The sequence below is a fragment of the Chryseobacterium sp. OV279 genome (assembly GCF_900128945.1).
GTDB lineage: Bacteria > Bacteroidota > Bacteroidia > Flavobacteriales > Weeksellaceae > Chryseobacterium.
The window spans coordinates 730196-746386 of record NZ_FQUD01000001.1 but is presented as its reverse complement, the minus strand read 5'-3'; the positions used below and the strand labels follow the sequence as shown (position 1 = coordinate 746386).

Sequence of the window (16191 nt, the reverse complement as noted above, 5' to 3'; positions counted from 1 at the left end):
GAGATAGAAATTAAAATTAATCATAAATAAATATTATTTCTAATATAAAATACACAAAACACATCTATTAAGCAATTAATTTTCTATTGGCAAGAAGTTTGTTAATAGTAGAAACACACAAAAAAAATTATTTCGAACATGCACAAAATTATTACTTTAGTTTTGGTGATGGCTTTTTGCTCCATTACCGCGCAGGTGGGTATTAATACTACATCACCAGATGCAAGCTCAGCTTTAGACGTTACAAGCACTTCTAAAGGAGTTTTACTACCACGAATCAGCAATCTTTCCTCTATTACCAACCCTGCAACCGGGCTCGTTATTTTTGATACCAATAAAAAATGTATCAGCCAGAATGTAGGAACTCCAGCAGCTCCGGATTGGGTATGTCTTTCTCCGTATGTCGCTAAGTTTTTCTATATGCCGAGTGTAGTTTTTGACACGACTACAACAGCAACAGGACAGACGAAAGATTTGTACACATTGTATAAAAACCAGTTTTCGAATGTACCGGCTAATGCAAGAAGTGCATCTGCTCCTGCTTCGATCCCGTTTTTCCCCAATGCAACAGATCTGCACTATTATGTGACGGGTTATGATACTTCTGTTTTCAAGATCAACAGCATCAGCAACACGGGTGTATTGAATTATGATGTTCTATCCAATGCTACATCAGCCTCTTTCATCAACATCGTATTTGTTGTAAAATAAGCAGTCATGAAAAAGAATTTTAAAGGGCTGTCTTTGATGAGCCTGGTTTTCACATTGCTTACCAACTTCGTGTATGCGCAGACAGACAGTACAGAGGTGGCCAGTATCTACGGGTTTTATTCCTATTCGAGTTCGCTGATGAATGCATCTTCGGCATCTGAACTTACAATACAGGGAAATGCGTCGCATACTTCTACGGGTGTACAGCTTACTCCGGCCAGTTCAGGCCAGTTTGGAGGATTGTTTATCAACGGAAGAACTTTTACTTCGGTAAACGGACTTCATGTTGAGTTTGAATATGAGATGAAAAATGGAACTGCCTTAGGGGGCACTTTTGGCGACGGTTTATCATTCTTTCTTTATGACGGAGCGGTAACCAGCCCTACCATTGGATCACCAGGTGCCGGAATCGGATATGCCTATAACAGGACAAAGGATACTTATGCCAGTCAGAGAAAAGCAGGTTTATCAGGAGCTTATCTGGGTATTGCGCTGGATGAGTTCGGAAATTTTAAATCTAAACGTTTTCAGGGTGATTCCAGAGTGAATGGTATTGCAGGTGTAACCTGGAGCCAATCGACAAGTCATGTGACTTTAAGAGGCGCAAGAGGTGCTGCGATCAATACTACAGGTTTAGGAGCCGGATTTACAGGATATCCTGTTTTGGTAACCCGTTCTACCTTAAGCAATACCGGAACTGTGGGCAGAATCCTGCAGGCTGACAGAAGTTATCTGGCTACTTCCAATACACTGGCTTCTGTTTTTGATCTCCGAAATAATGCGGGAGAATTCAGAAAAGTATATCTTGATCTGATTCCCCATTTTACAAGCCCGACGACAACGGATGGGTTTGATATCAAAGTGGATATCCAGACTACTCAAAACGGAACGCCTACGAATATTATCAACTACTATCATTATAAAACTTCAGTGCCTTACACTGAAAACGCGAATCCACAAACTACTGATTTTAATACTTCAGACACCGAAGGTGGTGCAACTTCTCAAACCCTGGATGCAACGGTTCCGGCTGTTCTGAAACTGGGTTTTGCAGCAGCAACAGGAGCTGCATTTCAGCAGCATATCATCCGAAATGTGAAACTTACGCTTCCTTATGCAGCCGTTGCCAACGATGATGTGACGTCTACCTGTAAGTTTCAGCCTGTGAATATTCCGGTTTTTTCTAATGATATAGCGTATAAAGGGGCTATCAGCATTACAACTCCGCCCACCGGAAGCAATGCCAATATCGATTATTCGACCTTCAGTTTTACAAAAAGCAGTGATACCGATCTTACGCTATACCGTAAAAAAGTAACTCCGGAAGGAACATGGACTTATAATAAATCTACAGGTATTGTTACGTTCAATCCATCAAGCGGATTTACAGGAACAGCAACGATGACGTATACAATAAAAGGAAGAACCGTAAAGGATTCGAATGGAAAGATCACTGAACCTTATGGCGACACCGCTTACCGTTCAGTTCCGGCAACGATTACGGTGAACTTGAAAACCACAGGGTGTATCTATTCTGTTATTTCCAACAAAATGGTAACACAAGGTGTAAAATAAAACCCAGGAGAAAACACAAATTCCATTATAAAAAAGCAGCAAAAAACCATAGAATTTTCTATGGTTTTTGTTTTATAATATTTGAGTTCCGGATGAGAAAATTTAGATGATAAAACTTGAAAAATTGGAAGGGAAATCCCTAATTATCCATGTCAAGGTTTAAAACCTTGACATGGATAACAGAATCGTCAGAACATAAGTAGTTTCAGACTTTCCGACCGTCAGCCTTATTTCGAACTCAGTTAAAAAAAACAAAAAAACGACCCGGAAATAAAATCCGGATCGCTGAAAAAATTATAAGTAAAAAATGAAAGACTAATGATTAAAAATTATACCTCACTCCCAACTGCGCCTGGAACCTTGATGCAAACTGATCAACAGTATAAGGCAGTCCCGGTGTTTTGAAATTATACGTAGGATCACCCGCAGCAGGCTGACCGGCAGCTACATTTCCAACTTTCGTAAGCCCTACGCTGGCGGTAGAATTAAAGGTATTAGGCACAAAATAGACTTTGCCCCAGTCTTTATTCAGCAAATTGGTAAGATTGATAATGCTTATTGAAATCTGGATATTATTTTTAGATTTTTCGCTGAGTCTGATCTCATCCATAATTTTGAAATCGGCCTGAATATTCCATGGGGTAACATCGCCGTTTCTTTCTGTGAACTTTCCTCTTCTGGAGTTCAGATATTTATTTCCACCTACAAAATTTTCATAGTCAGCAATCTGCTGTTGCGCAGTTACCAGTACGTTTCCGGCGGCATCTTTAATAGGAACGATATATTTGGCGGCTTCCGCAGCATCTTTAAACACATAAGAAAGTCCTGCGGCCTGACCCGTATTCGCAATCGTACTGTTCACAAATCCCCAGCTGAAAGGATTTCCGGATTGGGCATTAAAATATACGTTAGCAGATAATCTGTTGGATTTTGAAAGTTCCAGACTGTATCCCAGATTGGCTACGACTCTGTTTTTGATGGCAAAATTGGAAGTTGTCAGCTTAGGATCATTCGGAGTCAGGGACTGGTTCATCTGCCAGTTACTTTCCATTGAATTTCTGATTCCGTTGGTAATATCTTTTGCGTCACCATACGTATAGGCTACGAAGAAATTAAACCCGAAATTATAGGATTTGGAAATCTGTGCGGTCAGGTTGTAACGGTATCCTTCCTTAGTGTTAGACAGAAGATAGGCATTTGAGAAATTACTGTTGATATTGGTTGTATATATAGGCATTTCATGATTGGTATCATAGCTGAAATACGTCACATTATCCGTTTTGTTTACCTGCTGGAACTTCAGGTCATAAAGCACTTTCGTGTAAATTCCTTCCAGCGTAAGTTTGTATCCGGCCAATGTATAATCAAAGGCTAAAGAGCTTCTCCATACCCTCGGCATTTTAAAATTGTTATCTATAAGGTCTACCTGAACCTTTGAAGAGTTCTGCCATTTCGGGAAATTACCGCTTACCAGAGGATCTCCATTGGCTGCCAGCTGAGCAGCAGTCGGAGCATTATAATCGTAGCTTCCGAAACCTACCCCGTCATTATAATAAGCATACCCCAACCATGCAAAAGGAATTCTTCCCACGAAAATACCCGAGCCTCCTCTTAACACCATAGACCGGTCTTCGGTAAGATCAAGATTAAATCCTAATCTCGGAGAGATTGTTGGTTTATTAAGATAATCATTCGAAAGTTGGCCTAGCGGTGTATAGCTGTAGGTATTTCCAAAGCTTGGATCCTGAGGTGAGCTCTGGACCATTTTGCTTAACAAAGGCTTGTTCGGTAAATCTGTGTAATCTACTCTTACTCCCGGTGATAATCTTAACCTTCCCCAATTGATCTCATCCTGAAAATACAGGGAGAAAAGATTGACTTTATATTGGGCATAAGGATTATCGAAAAGCGTTTCTCTACTGTCTCCGTTAAAAGGATACGTCCCTCTGATCCTTGATGGACTGGAATTATAGAAATCGGTCAGGTTTTTATAGGAAATCCTTCCGTTCAGCGCATTGACAAAGCCATAATTGATGTTGTACAGCTCATTATGCGTTCCCAACAAGAAAGTATGGTGTCCTGTTTTATAGGTAAGATTATCTGTGATCTCAAAGGTTTTCTGTTTCATATTGAAAACAGTGGCTTCACGGTCATTCCCCAGAAGTACGGTTCCTCCGTTGTAGGAAATTTCCACTTGCGGAAACATCGCATTCCCGGAAGTAGGATCTCTGTAATCGTGGATGGAAGAATATCCAACGACTAAATTATTATTCCATTGATCATTAAAACGGCTTTTTAACTCCAATGTCGTCGTGGAAGCATTATTTTTCTGAATAAAATCCATGCTTGAAAATCTGAAGTTCGCTCCATCCCGTTCAAGATTTGAAGCTTGAGAAAACACCGTATTGTTTTTAATGGATAAAGTGTGTTTATCGTTGATCTTCCAGTCTAATTTATTAAAAAGCTTCGCGCTTTCTGAAAAGTTGTTGTAGCTGTCGAAGCTCCCTACATTAAAACCATATTTATTTTTAACAAAATCTGAGATCTGCTGAGCCACGGGATCACTTACCAAAGCATTGGGATCGTTAGCATTATAGAATACCGGATCTGTTCTTTTGGTATATTCAAGATTCGTGAACAGGAAAACTTTGTCTTTTACCACAGGTAGTCCTACCCTTCCTCCATAAATCATATCCTGAAAAGCGCTCGGCATCTTTGAATTGTCTCCTATCCTGTTGTTTCCGGTAATGGAAGCATTTCTTCCGTATCCATAAATAGATCCTGTCACTTCATTGCTTCCGCTTCGGGTAACGGCATTAATACTTCCACCCAGGAAATTTCCAAGCTTTACATCATACGGCGCAATATACACCTGCACATCCTGAATGGCATCCAGACTTATGGAATTCGAACGCGTACTGCTTCCCGGCATTCCGGAAGTTCCTGTCTGACCTCCCAGAGACGGACTGAAACCAATCGCGTCGTTATTGATCGATCCGTCGATCGTAACGTTGTTGTATCTGAAATTGGTTCCGTTGAAAGAATTATTGGCACTTTGCGGAATCAGTTTGGTCACATCCTGAATTCCCCTGTTGATGTTGGGAAGTCCTGAAATCTGAGCCTGACTGATTCCTACTCCATATTTTGCACCGGTCTTTTTAGAAGTGATCTTCACTTCATCAATTGTTTTTTCACCTGTATTGACTTCAACTACCGGCAAATCATTATTTCCCAGCGAAAGCTGCACGTTGGTAGTAGAATAAATAATCTGTTTTCCATCCGATATTTCAATGGAATATGGGCCTCCCGGCTGAAGGTTGTCTAAACTAAACTGCCCCTTGCTGTTACTTTTGGTTTCGAAAGCACTGTTCGTAGGAATGTGTACGACCTTCACAGTAACCTCGGAAGAAATTCCTTTGAGCCTTCCAAAAATTTTAGAGCTGGTTTCCTGTGAAAATGCAAAGCCAAAGGATAATAAAGCAAAAGCACAGATTATTTTTTTCTTCATGATTTTATTGTTACAATTCGGGAGTAAAATTAGATCTCAGAAATATCAAGTGTGGTAACATAGAATTAACATTGTGTAAATGAATGTTTAATATTTCCTTAAAAAAAACTTAATAAACCACTCCTTAAAGGGTAAAGAATTTAGACTCAATTCCTGCACAGATCGGCAAAAAATGCTTAATTTTAAAAAAATAAAATCATTTAATATGAAATTCGGACAAGTAGAAGACCCGTCAAAAATAGATTTTACACTTCCTAAAGACCATGCCAGAACCAAAGAAATTTTAAGTCAAAATAAAAAAGGACTGGAAAATATTTCCATAGGATGTGCTAAATGGAATAAAACAGACCTTAAAGGATTTTACCCTAAAGGAACCAAAGACGAATTGACATATTACGCAAAACAGTTTAATTCTATTGAACTGAACGCTACTTTTTACGGAATGCCGACCCCGGAACAGGTGGAAGTCTGGAAAGAAAAAACACCGGAAAATTTTAAATTCTTCCCGAAGATCACCAACACGGTTTCCCACTTCAGAAGATTGATTGATGTGACAGAACCGGTGACCAATTTCGCATCGGCAGTGATGAATTTTGATGATAAACTGGGAATGGCTTTTCTGCAGCTTCATGATAATTTTAAACCGAAAGATTATGACAGGCTGGAGAAATTTGTCAAAGACTGGCCTAAAGAAGTTCCTTTAGCCATCGAGCTCCGCAACACCGAATGGTTCACTGATGAGGAAGTTTTCAATACAACCTGTGAGCTTTTTGAAGCTAACAATATCACCAATATCATCGTAGATACGGCAGGAAGAAGAGATATGCTCCATATGCGTCTTACCACGCCCAATGCCTTCATCCGCTACGTAGGCGCCAATGCCGAAAGTGATTATGAAAGACTGGATGACTGGATGAAACACCTGACCAAATGGAAAAAAGAAGGACTTCAGAACGTCTATTTCTTTGTTCACCAGAATATTGAAAAAGCATCACCGTTGCTTTCCGCCTATTTCATTAAAAAGATGAATGAGGACTGGAAAACGGATATTCATATTCCGCAAATGGCGACTGATAATAATGGGACGTTATTTTAGATGTCAATGGTGAATTTTGCTTTGCAAGTGAATAGTGAATGGTAGATACAAGATTCAAGATACAAGGGCCAAGATGCAAGATTTTAGATTTCAGATACGAGACTTTTAGATCGTAGTACTGGTGGCTTTGGGAGCCTTAGCCACCAGATATTTGTCATTCGGACACTGTTTCCGGATTCACAATTCCCAACGCTGAATCCCTGAAATTCTCAGACTCTAAAACCTTCCGACTCTCAGACCGGCATCCCTACCTTTTCAGTCACACTTACAAAAAGACACCTAAAAAACTGTTTTTGTAGAAAAAATTTAGTATCTTAGGATATACTGCTGCCCATATAGAGGGCACAGTATTTTTAAAATACAAAATGTCATGGAAAAAGAAATTTGCACGATAAGCATTACCAGCACCTGGCTCGGTGATGAATATACGTTTTACGAAGATCATAGAATAAAAAGAGTCTATGATAATCACAGCCTGAGCGCCAACCGCACCGAATGGCTGGAGCCCCATCAGATCAACAAACAGAATAAAGATAAACTGATTAAAAACTGTCCTGAAGAATTTAAGGAGCAGGTGATGCAGATTCTGGACTATCCTTGATAAAATCTATGGGAAATGAGTAATAAGCAATGAGTAATAGTATCAATTGTTTTATTATTACTCATTGCCCATTGCTTAATGCTTGTTTTTTCTCAATAAAAGGACGAGGTTCAGAAACAGAAGCAAGAAATCTAAGGACACCCAGATTCCCAATTTAGCATTTTCGTAATTGTATGCATCTACTTCTTTTTTTGCGGCCTCGGAAAGTTTTACACTTTGATTGATATAGTTTTGAACTTCTACAATCTGGTCAATATTTTTGTTCGGAACGGCGTGTTGGGAGAAATACACCATGTTCTTTTTACCCAGATACCCTATAATCCAATATTCATCGGACTTATCCATTTTAAGATATTCTATTCTGTAATATTCCGGACGTATTTTTCCGATATGCTTAGGTTCCAGAACTCCGTTTTTAGCGCTGTCTACTTTGATGAGATAAAAGTCCAGGGTTTGGGGAAGTTTATTGACCACCTGTAGCCCTACCGAATTATCTACAAAACTTACCGCACTTTTTTGGATGAACCAGTAGGTAAAAATAGAGATTGAAAAAACCAATGTGAGGATACGGAACAGTTTTGCCCATTTTGCCACCCTTCCTGATTTCACTTTATACAAAATCAAAGAAAGCACACTAGCCCAGAAGATAACAAAAATGATAAATACCATACTGCAAAGATACTGATTTAAGATTTTTCGGAAAGAAGGTTAATCAACATTCCATTCTTTGAAAAACTGATCGAGGAATCCCAGCATATAATCATGCCTTTGCTGAGCGATCTCTTTCCCTTTCTCTGTATTCATCAGATCCTTCAAAAGCAGAAGTTTTTCGTAGAAATGATTGATCGTGGTGCCGTTGGATTTTTTATATTCATCTTTAGACATATTCAGGCTGGGCTGAATTTCCGGATCATACATCGGATTATTTTTAAACCCTCCGAAATTGAATGTTCTCCCGATTCCGATAGCCCCGATGGCATCGATACGGTCGGCATCCTGTACAATTTTGAGCTCAATAGGCAGTTCAGCCGGAGCCTCACCTCTGTTTTTAAACGAAATATTTTTAATGATAAATAATACCTGCTCTATCACCTCCTCCGAAACCTGCTGTTCTTCCAGGAATTCTCTTGCTATTTTGGGAGCGATGGTTTCGTCTCCGTTATGAAACTTCGGATCTGCAATATCATGCAGCAAAGCGGAAAGTTCTACCACTTCCTGATTACAGTTTTCTGTTTCTGCTATTTTCCTGGACAGTTTCCATACTCTTTCGATGTGGTACCAGTCATGTCCTGCTTCAGCACCTTCTAATTTTTCTTTTACAAATGCTACGGTGTTTTCGATCGTACTTTTCATTAAGCTGTCAATTCGTTTAAAATAATATTCCAGAGTTTTTTATTATAACTTCTAAAAAAATTGACGTGTCCTATTTCTTTTTTGTCGGATTCAGATGTTTTTACCAGCCTGTAGGAAGGTTTAAGATTGGGATAGGTAGTATTCAAAAGACTTAATACTCCTTTTTCAGTCAGCCACACATCATCTTCTGCCCGGATTACAAATACTTTTTGCGTCAGATTTTTAGAATAGTCATCAATTTTCTCCAACAGTCTGTTGGTTGATTTCCTGTTTAAAATTAAGGTTCTCCAGTCATATGCGCAATTTTTTGGAAGACTTTCTCCGAGCCCAAACCAATTGGCCGGAAAATACCCTAATAATCCGGTAGTTAAAGGCTGAACAATTCCAAATCCGAGATAAGCTTCTATTTTTGTCTTCCATTTCAGGTTTCCGACAAATGCATTCTGGGTTCCCACGAAAATAAATTCGTCGAACATTTCAGAATCTTCATTCATTCCCAGAATCAATGCACCCACGGAATGTCCCAGACAGTACTTCTTATAGTCTGAAAATTCCTTTTTAATATATTGGGTAAGGGTTTTGTAGTCTTCGGAACCCCAGATCCTCATAGACGCTTTAAAACCTTTCATGTTTTCAGGTTTTGAAAGCCCTATTCCTCTGTAATCATAAGCGATGACGGTAAATCCTTTTTCTGAAAAAAAACGGGCAAATGAGAAATACACCTGCTGCTTCACACCCGTCGCCGAATTGATCAGAAGCAGTTTTCCGTTGCTTTTTTCAGGTCTGAAAAGATGAACCGCCAGCGACACCTGATCTTTTGTAATGAGTTCCAGTTTTTCCATAGGGTAAAAAGAAAAAATCCACTATAAAAGTGGAGATTTTACTTATATTTTTATGTTAAGTTTCTGACTTTCGATATGTGGTAAATAGCTTTAGGAAAAGAAATCCGACATTCTCGGAAGACCGGTCTGTGAACCTTTCCCTCCGGAAACCCTCGAAGAAACTTCATTCCCGAATTTCACACACTCCTCTACTGAGTTTCCATGGCAGAGTGCTACGGCAAATCCTGAAGTAAAAGCGTCTCCCATTCCCATTTTGTAAACCGTTTCATCTTTGTCATTTCTAAAGTACTTCATTTCCGTACCGTCAAAATAGATCGTAGAATTGGTATCGTCTCTTACAAAAACCTTGTTGAAATATTTTTTAAGAATTTCTTCTCTTTTTTCCTCTCCGAAAACGGTATGAAGCTCGCTGCTTTTTGCTACAATGAAATCTACCATCTCAATAATTCCTTCACTGATTTTCATAGCAGGCGAGGCATAAAGTCCCACTTTTTTACCGTATTTCTTGGCTTTTCTGATGGTGTATTCCACCACTTCCATGGCGACTTCAAGCTGAACCAAAATCAGGTCTACCGTATGAAAATAACGATCGGCTTCTTCTATATGTTGTATGCTGAGACGTTTATTGGCTGCCGGAACCACTACAATAGCTGCATTTCCGTGGCTGGTGGTTACATAGGCTGTTCCCGTAGATTCGGCATCCGTTTCATGAACGAAACCTACATTAACGTTTTCACCTACCAGATTTCTCATGATCTGCTGTCCCAAAGGATCCATCCCCACACATCCGATAAAATAAACGCTGGCTCCCAATCTTGCAGTTCCTACCGCCTGATTGGCTCCTTTTCCTCCAAAATAGCTGTCTGAGTTTACGGCTAAAACCGTTTCATTCGGCTGTGGTATTTTTTCGGTCTCTAAAACCAGATCGATGGAAGAGCTTCCTACAACAATAATTTTGGGTTGTTCTGATGAGAATTTCATTGGTGTTTTATGTTAGCTTAATATATTGTATTCAAAAAACTAAGTTTCAAAAATAACTAATTTAATTAACTTATCTCAATAAATTCGGTAATTATCTTCACAGGCTTGTGATCTTTATCGTAAGCAATATAACTTGCATAAAAACCTTCACCGTATCCTGTTTCAAAGGCGAAAATAGTTCCGGGATGATCATCAGCCGGCTTCAGGAATGCATACTGATCGATAGCTCCTTTTTCGTCAAAGAAATACTCATGGAAAAATTCTTCATAGATTCCCATGAAATCTGCTCCTTTGCTGTGATAAAGTCTCTTTTCAAGTTCGTTCAGACTGTTTTGGGTATCTACATCCATAAGACATCCCATCCCGCTTTCTACGGGATATCCGAAGATTTCTTCTTCTCCGAGATCCTTCACATTCTGTCCTGCAGTCACAGCCATTTCCCATTTTACGATTTCCGCAGTGCTGAAAATAACTTCTGCATACGCGACACAGTTGCTTTCTCTTTCTTTATGTAGTAAAACAGAAAAATCTCCTTTCGGAAATTCTGTCGTGAAAGCCTGCATATCATTCGTGATCAAAGGATCACAAGCCACGAGCTTTCCACTTGAAAGATAGAGTTTCCCTACTTCGAAGCTTTCCAGTAAAGGGCTTTCTACGAAGTTTTTTGAGAATAGTTTTTTTATGTTGTCTATGTGTGTCATTTAATTTTCGTTATTTAAACTGTCAGGCTGAGCGGAGTCGAAGCCTTTTTTATCTTGCTCAAAATTATCAGAATGACTTTTATTTTGACAAACCGATAATTCTTTCAACTTCTCCCAATTATCATTAATAATGGCTTCTTTTTTCTTTCGACTCCAGCCTTTTACCTGTTTTTCAAATAAAATAGCCTGAATAATGTCATTAAATTCACAAAAGAAGACTAGTTGAACCGGTCTTCTTTTGTGAGTATAGCTTTCAGGAAATTTTCCAGACTGATGTTGAGCTAATCTGGCTTCAATATCACTGGTAACTCCTGTATAATAAGAGCCGTCGGAACATTTTAAAATATAGACAAAATATTGTTTCATTCTAAGATATCAGGCTTCGTGAACTTTCGTTCGCAGATTTTCTATCTGTGCTCAGCCTGACATTCCGACAAACTTACTGTCTATCTTTTAAATTTACAAACTTTTCAGCTTCTCTTCTAAAATAGCAATCTTATCCTGAGCATCTTTCTGTTTCTGACGTTCTATTTCTACAACTTCAGGCTTGGCATTGGCTACAAATTTTTCATTGGAAAGCTTCTTGTCTACAGAGATCAGGAATCCTTTTAAATAAGCAACTTCTTCTTCTGTCTTCTTTTTCTCTTCCGCTAAATCTAAATTTTCACTTAGAGGAATAGAAACTTCAGTTGCACCCACAAGGAATGTAAAGCTAGGCTTCGCTGTCTTTTCTCCGAAGTGAATTTCAGTCACATTAGCCAGCTTTCTGATTACGGCTTCATTGGCAAATTCCGAAGCTCCGGTATACACCTCAACGGCTTCTCTAGGAGAAATCCCTTTGGTCTGACGGTAATTTCTGATTCCGGAAATGATATCTTCAGCAGTTTCAAAGTTTTTAATGATGTCTTCATTAAATGATTCCTCTTTTTTCTGTTGAGCAATAATTAATGCCTCTTCAATACTTCTCTCAGAAATCGTCTGCCATAATTCCTCTGTTAAGAAAGGCATAAACGGATGAAGTAATTTCATTAATTCCTCAAAGAAATATATGGTTTGATCATAAACTTCTTTAGAAATCCCTTCTCCGTAATTCGGCTTAATAGCTTCCAGATACCAACCGCAGAAATCATCCCAAATTAATTTATAAATTAAATGAAGTGCATCCGAAATTCTGAATTTCCCAAACTGATCATTAATCTCAGCAATGGTTTTATTAAGCTTACTCTCAAACCACTCAATAGTTTGTTTATCTGCTGTATTGGCTGGTTTGTCTTCATGATTCCACATATTGATCAATCGGAAAGCGTTCCAGATTTTTGTCGCAAAATTTCTTCCCTGCAACATCAGATCTTTATCAAAAAGCAAATCATTTCCTGCTGCAGAACTTAATAAAATTCCAACACGAACCCCATCTGCACCAAATTCAGAAATTAATTCCAACGGATCCGGTGAGTTACCTAAAGATTTTGACATCTTTCTTCTTTGGCTGTCTCTTACAATCCCAGTGAAGTATACATTTTTGAACGGCACTTCTTTTTTGTATTCCAGTCCGGCCATGATCATTCTGGCTACCCAGAAGAAAATAATATCCGGTCCTGTTACCAGGTCAGAGGTTGGATAATAATAATTGATGTCTTTATTTTCAGGATCCAGAAGACCATCGAATACGGACATTGGCCATAACCATGATGAGAACCATGTGTCTAGAGCATCTTCGTCCTGACGTAGATCTTCTAATGTTGCAATAATTCCTTTTTGTTCTTCTAATACTACAAGAGCCTGGTATTTATCTTCTGCAACAACAAAATCATTTTCTCCGTCTCCATAGTAGAATGCAGGAATCTGCTGCCCCCACCAAAGCTGACGGGAAATATTCCAGTCACGGATGTTTTCCATCCAGTGCTTATAGGTATTTTTGAATTTCTCAGGGTAAAATTTAACCTCATCATTCATTACTACTTCTAAAGCCGGTGGCGCCATTTCAGACATTTTCAGGAACCACTGAACAGAAACTTTAGGCTCAATAACGGCACCTGTTCTTTCTGAAGTTCCTACTTTATTTACGTAATCTTCTGCTTTCAGTAAAAGATCTTTTTCCTGTAGTTCTTTCGCGATCTGCTTTCTTACATCAAATCTGTTTTGACCTGCATAATGTAAACCGTGCTCATTAAGATTACCATCATCATCCAAAGCATCGATCATTTTCAACTGATGCTTCTGCCCGATCTCATAGTCATTGGTATCGTGAGCAGGCGTAATTTTCAATGCTCCTGTTCCGAATTCAATATCAACATATTCGTCTTCGATGATAGGAATTACTCTGCCAACGATTGGTACGATTACATTTTTACCTTTCAGATGAGCATATCTTTCGTCATTAGGGTTGATGCATACCGCAGTATCCCCGAAAATAGTCTCGGGACGCGTAGTTGCTACGGAAAGAAATTCTTCCGAACCTTCGATTTTATATTTAAGGAAATATAATTTTCCATTCTGCTCTTTAAATATAACCTCTTCGTCGGAGATATTGGTTTTTGCTTCCGGGTCCCAGTTAACCATTCTGTAGCCTCTGTAGATGACTCCTTTATTATATAGGTCTACGAAGCTCTTGATCACCTGCTGAGACAATTTTTCCTCCATGGTGAAACGGGTTCTGTCCCAGTCGCATGAACATCCCAGCTTTTTCAGCTGCTCAAGGATGGTTCCTCCATATTTGTCGGTCCATTCCCATGCATGTTTTAAGAATTCTTCACGGGTAATATCTGATTTATTGACCCCTTCAGACTTCAGTTTAGCAACAACTTTGGCTTCAGTGGCAATTGAAGCATGATCTGTGCCCGGAATCCAGCAGGCATTAAAGCCCTGCATTCTTGCACGGCGGACGAGAACATCTTGAATGGTATTGTTCAGCATATGTCCCATGTGTAATATCCCCGTTACGTTTGGCGGAGGAATTACCACAGTATATGGTGGTTTCTCATTAGGCTCCGAATGGAAAAATTTGTTTTCCATCCAGAAGTTGTACCATTTCTGTTCAGTTTCCTGTGGATTGTACTTTTCTGAAATCTGCATAAAATTCTATTTCTTTTGCTTACAATTTGCAAAAATAGTCTAAAGAAAAAAAATTTTAAGTATGAATTAAAATAATTTTTAACTTTGTTTCTCAAAATTTATCTAACAAACATATTAACATTCAAGAATATGAAAAAATTAATTGCAGGAATTGCATTATTTGGGACATTTGCATTAGCTTCTGCACAGACTATTACATTTGATAAAACTACTTTTGACTACGGTACTATCAAACCAAGTGCGGACGGTACAAGATTCTTTACAGTAACCAATACGGGTGACAAGCCTTTGATCCTTTCTAACGTAAAGCCTTCTTGCGGATGTACAACTCCTGAATTCAGCCAGGATCCGATCATGCCAGGAAAATCTGCTAAAATTAAAGTAGGATATAACACGACACTTAACGGACCTTTCAACAAAATGATCGAGGTTTTCTCTAACGACCCTGCTAACAGCAGAAGCGTAATCTATATTAAAGGTAATGTAGATGCCAGCGCTCCTGAGCCAAAGCCATTGACCGCTGAAGAGCAAAAAGCAGCCGCTAAAGCTGAAAAGAAAGCCGCTAAACTTGCTAAAAAAGCAGCAGCAAAGTAAATCTTTACTAAAAAAATAAAGGAACCGTCTTCATTGGAGGCGGTTTTTTTATTACATTTAAGTTAGATTTTAGATGCTAGATGTCAGACATCAGACATCAGATTAGAAGTTAGTTAGAAACTTCCCCTTAATTTTTAAATCTTTAAATTTTTCAATCATTAAATATTAAATAAAAAAACATGGACACCAATTTCTCAGATGATTTCCTGGTAAAAGGAAAATTTTCAATAAAAAAGGCTTCAACAGAATATAAAGGCAAGCTGACCAAAGAAGAAGGCGGACAGCTTTTAATCAAAGAAAAAGAAAAACTTCGCGAGCTTCAGGAAAAACTGTATGCAGACGGGAGTAAGTCTTTGCTTGTGATCCTTCAGGCGATGGATGCAGCGGGAAAAGACAGTCTGATAGAGCACGTTTTCGGAGGGGTGAATCCTCAGGGGTGTAATGTCACCAGCTTTAAAACACCAAGTTCAAAAGAATATGCCCACGACTTTTTGTGGAGACATTATCTGGCGCTTCCGCAGAAAGGAATGATTGGTATCTTCAACAGATCCCATTACGAAAGCGTCCTGGTATGTAAAGTTCATCCCGAATATAATCTTAGTGAGAAAACATGGTCTTCTGTAAAGGATTTCGATAGTAAATTCTGGGAAAACAGATATGAAAGCATCCGGAATTTTGAACAGCACCTTGCCTACAACGGAACCACCATTGTGAAAATCTTTCTGAATGTTTCCAAGGACGAACAGAAAAAAAGATTACTGGACAGAATCAACGAACAGGAGAAGAACTGGAAGTTTTCAGCAGCCGATCTTCCGGAAAGAGCTCTTTTCCCACAATATATGGAAGCTTATGAAACCGCTATTAATGAAACTTCAAAAGATCATGCCCCGTGGTATGTGCTTCCTGCAGACAATAAATGGTTTGCAAGAGTAGCCGCTATTCAGATCATTATCGATACGTTGGAAAAGATGGATCTCAAGTACCCTCAGGTGGGTGAAAAGGAAAAAAATGAGCTGCTGGAAGCTAAAAAAACACTTGAGAGTGAATAAACCAAAAACGTAAAATATTATATCATAGCTAAGTATATATAAATAAATTTAACTAAGAAGACACCGAAAAGTGAATAATTTATTGTTCATGTGCTTTTTTTTTATAAA

The 16191-nt window shown here is 38.8% G+C and carries 14 protein-coding genes; 6 read left to right on the top strand and 8 right to left on the bottom strand.

Features of this window, described 5'->3' with window-relative positions; translation table 11 throughout:
• Positions 1-138: 138 nt before the first annotated feature.
• Positions 139-711, top strand: a complete 573-nt coding sequence (locus BUA72_RS03335; protein ID WP_047449916.1) for a hypothetical protein — start codon at positions 139-141, stop codon at positions 709-711.
• Between the two features lie 6 nt (positions 712-717).
• Entirely contained in the window at positions 718-2286 is a 1569-nt protein-coding gene (locus tag BUA72_RS03330) for a hypothetical protein (protein WP_072921794.1), read from the top strand.
• A 322-nt stretch (positions 2287-2608) separates the two neighbouring features.
• Here the strand turns inward: BUA72_RS03330 and BUA72_RS03325 are convergent, their stop codons facing one another.
• Complete coding sequence (locus tag BUA72_RS03325) at positions 2609-5794, bottom strand: TonB-dependent receptor (protein WP_072921793.1); 3186 nt, start codon at positions 5792-5794, stop codon at positions 2609-2611.
• Positions 5795-5999: 205 nt separating this feature from the next.
• Between BUA72_RS03325 and BUA72_RS03320 the strand changes: the two genes are divergently transcribed.
• Both BUA72_RS03320 and BUA72_RS03315 read left to right on the top strand, forming a co-directional pair.
• Positions 6000-6890: a DUF72 domain-containing protein gene (locus BUA72_RS03320; protein WP_072922478.1), complete on the top strand. Its 891-nt coding sequence runs from the start codon at positions 6000-6002 to the stop codon at positions 6888-6890.
• A gap of 370 nt (positions 6891-7260) precedes the next feature.
• Complete coding sequence (locus BUA72_RS03315) at positions 7261-7491, top strand: hypothetical protein (protein WP_034729304.1); 231 nt, start codon at positions 7261-7263, stop codon at positions 7489-7491.
• 75 nt (positions 7492-7566) lie between these two features.
• On the opposite strand, the gene BUA72_RS03310 is transcribed toward BUA72_RS03315, so the two are convergent.
• The 7 genes from BUA72_RS03310 to BUA72_RS03280 all read right to left on the bottom strand — a co-directional run bounded on the left by BUA72_RS03310 (position 7567) and on the right by BUA72_RS03280 (position 14440).
• Positions 7567-8160 carry a hypothetical protein gene (locus BUA72_RS03310; protein WP_052202313.1) on the bottom strand — a complete coding sequence of 198 codons (594 nt, stop codon included), beginning with the start codon at positions 8158-8160 and terminating at the stop codon, positions 7567-7569.
• A 39-nt stretch (positions 8161-8199) separates the two neighbouring features.
• On the bottom strand, positions 8200-8844 hold the full coding sequence (locus BUA72_RS03305; RefSeq protein ID WP_072921792.1) for an HD domain-containing protein: 645 nt from the start codon (positions 8842-8844) through the stop codon (positions 8200-8202).
• Positions 8844-9686 carry an alpha/beta hydrolase family protein gene (locus BUA72_RS03300; protein WP_072921791.1) on the bottom strand — a complete coding sequence of 281 codons (843 nt, stop codon included), beginning with the start codon at positions 9684-9686 and terminating at the stop codon, positions 8844-8846. Before BUA72_RS03300 ends, BUA72_RS03305 begins: the two co-directional genes overlap by 1 nt.
• 90 nt (positions 9687-9776) lie before the next feature.
• Positions 9777-10667: a ribokinase gene (locus BUA72_RS03295; RefSeq protein WP_034729310.1), complete on the bottom strand. Its 891-nt coding sequence runs from the start codon at positions 10665-10667 to the stop codon at positions 9777-9779.
• Between the two features lie 65 nt (positions 10668-10732).
• On the bottom strand, positions 10733-11368 hold the full coding sequence (locus BUA72_RS03290; RefSeq protein ID WP_034729313.1) for a DUF4241 domain-containing protein: 636 nt from the start codon (positions 11366-11368) through the stop codon (positions 10733-10735).
• Positions 11369-11734, bottom strand: coding sequence for a GIY-YIG nuclease family protein (locus BUA72_RS03285; RefSeq protein WP_072921790.1), 366 nt, complete (start codon positions 11732-11734; stop codon positions 11369-11371).
• Positions 11735-11827: 93 nt separating this feature from the next.
• Entirely contained in the window at positions 11828-14440 is a 2613-nt protein-coding gene (locus tag BUA72_RS03280) for a valine--tRNA ligase (RefSeq protein WP_072921789.1), read from the bottom strand.
• A gap of 129 nt (positions 14441-14569) precedes the next feature.
• Here BUA72_RS03280 and BUA72_RS03275 point away from each other — a divergent pair, with 129 nt between their 5' ends.
• Together BUA72_RS03275 and BUA72_RS03270 are read left to right on the top strand one after the other, a co-directional pair.
• Entirely contained in the window at positions 14570-15034 is a 465-nt protein-coding gene (locus tag BUA72_RS03275; protein ID WP_034729320.1) for a DUF1573 domain-containing protein, read from the top strand.
• A 179-nt stretch (positions 15035-15213) separates the two neighbouring features.
• The gene (locus BUA72_RS03270; protein ID WP_072921788.1) at positions 15214-16083 is read left to right on the top strand and encodes a polyphosphate kinase 2 family protein; all 870 of its coding nucleotides are present in this window, start codon (positions 15214-15216) and stop codon (positions 16081-16083) included.
• Positions 16084-16191: the final 108 nt, after the last annotated feature.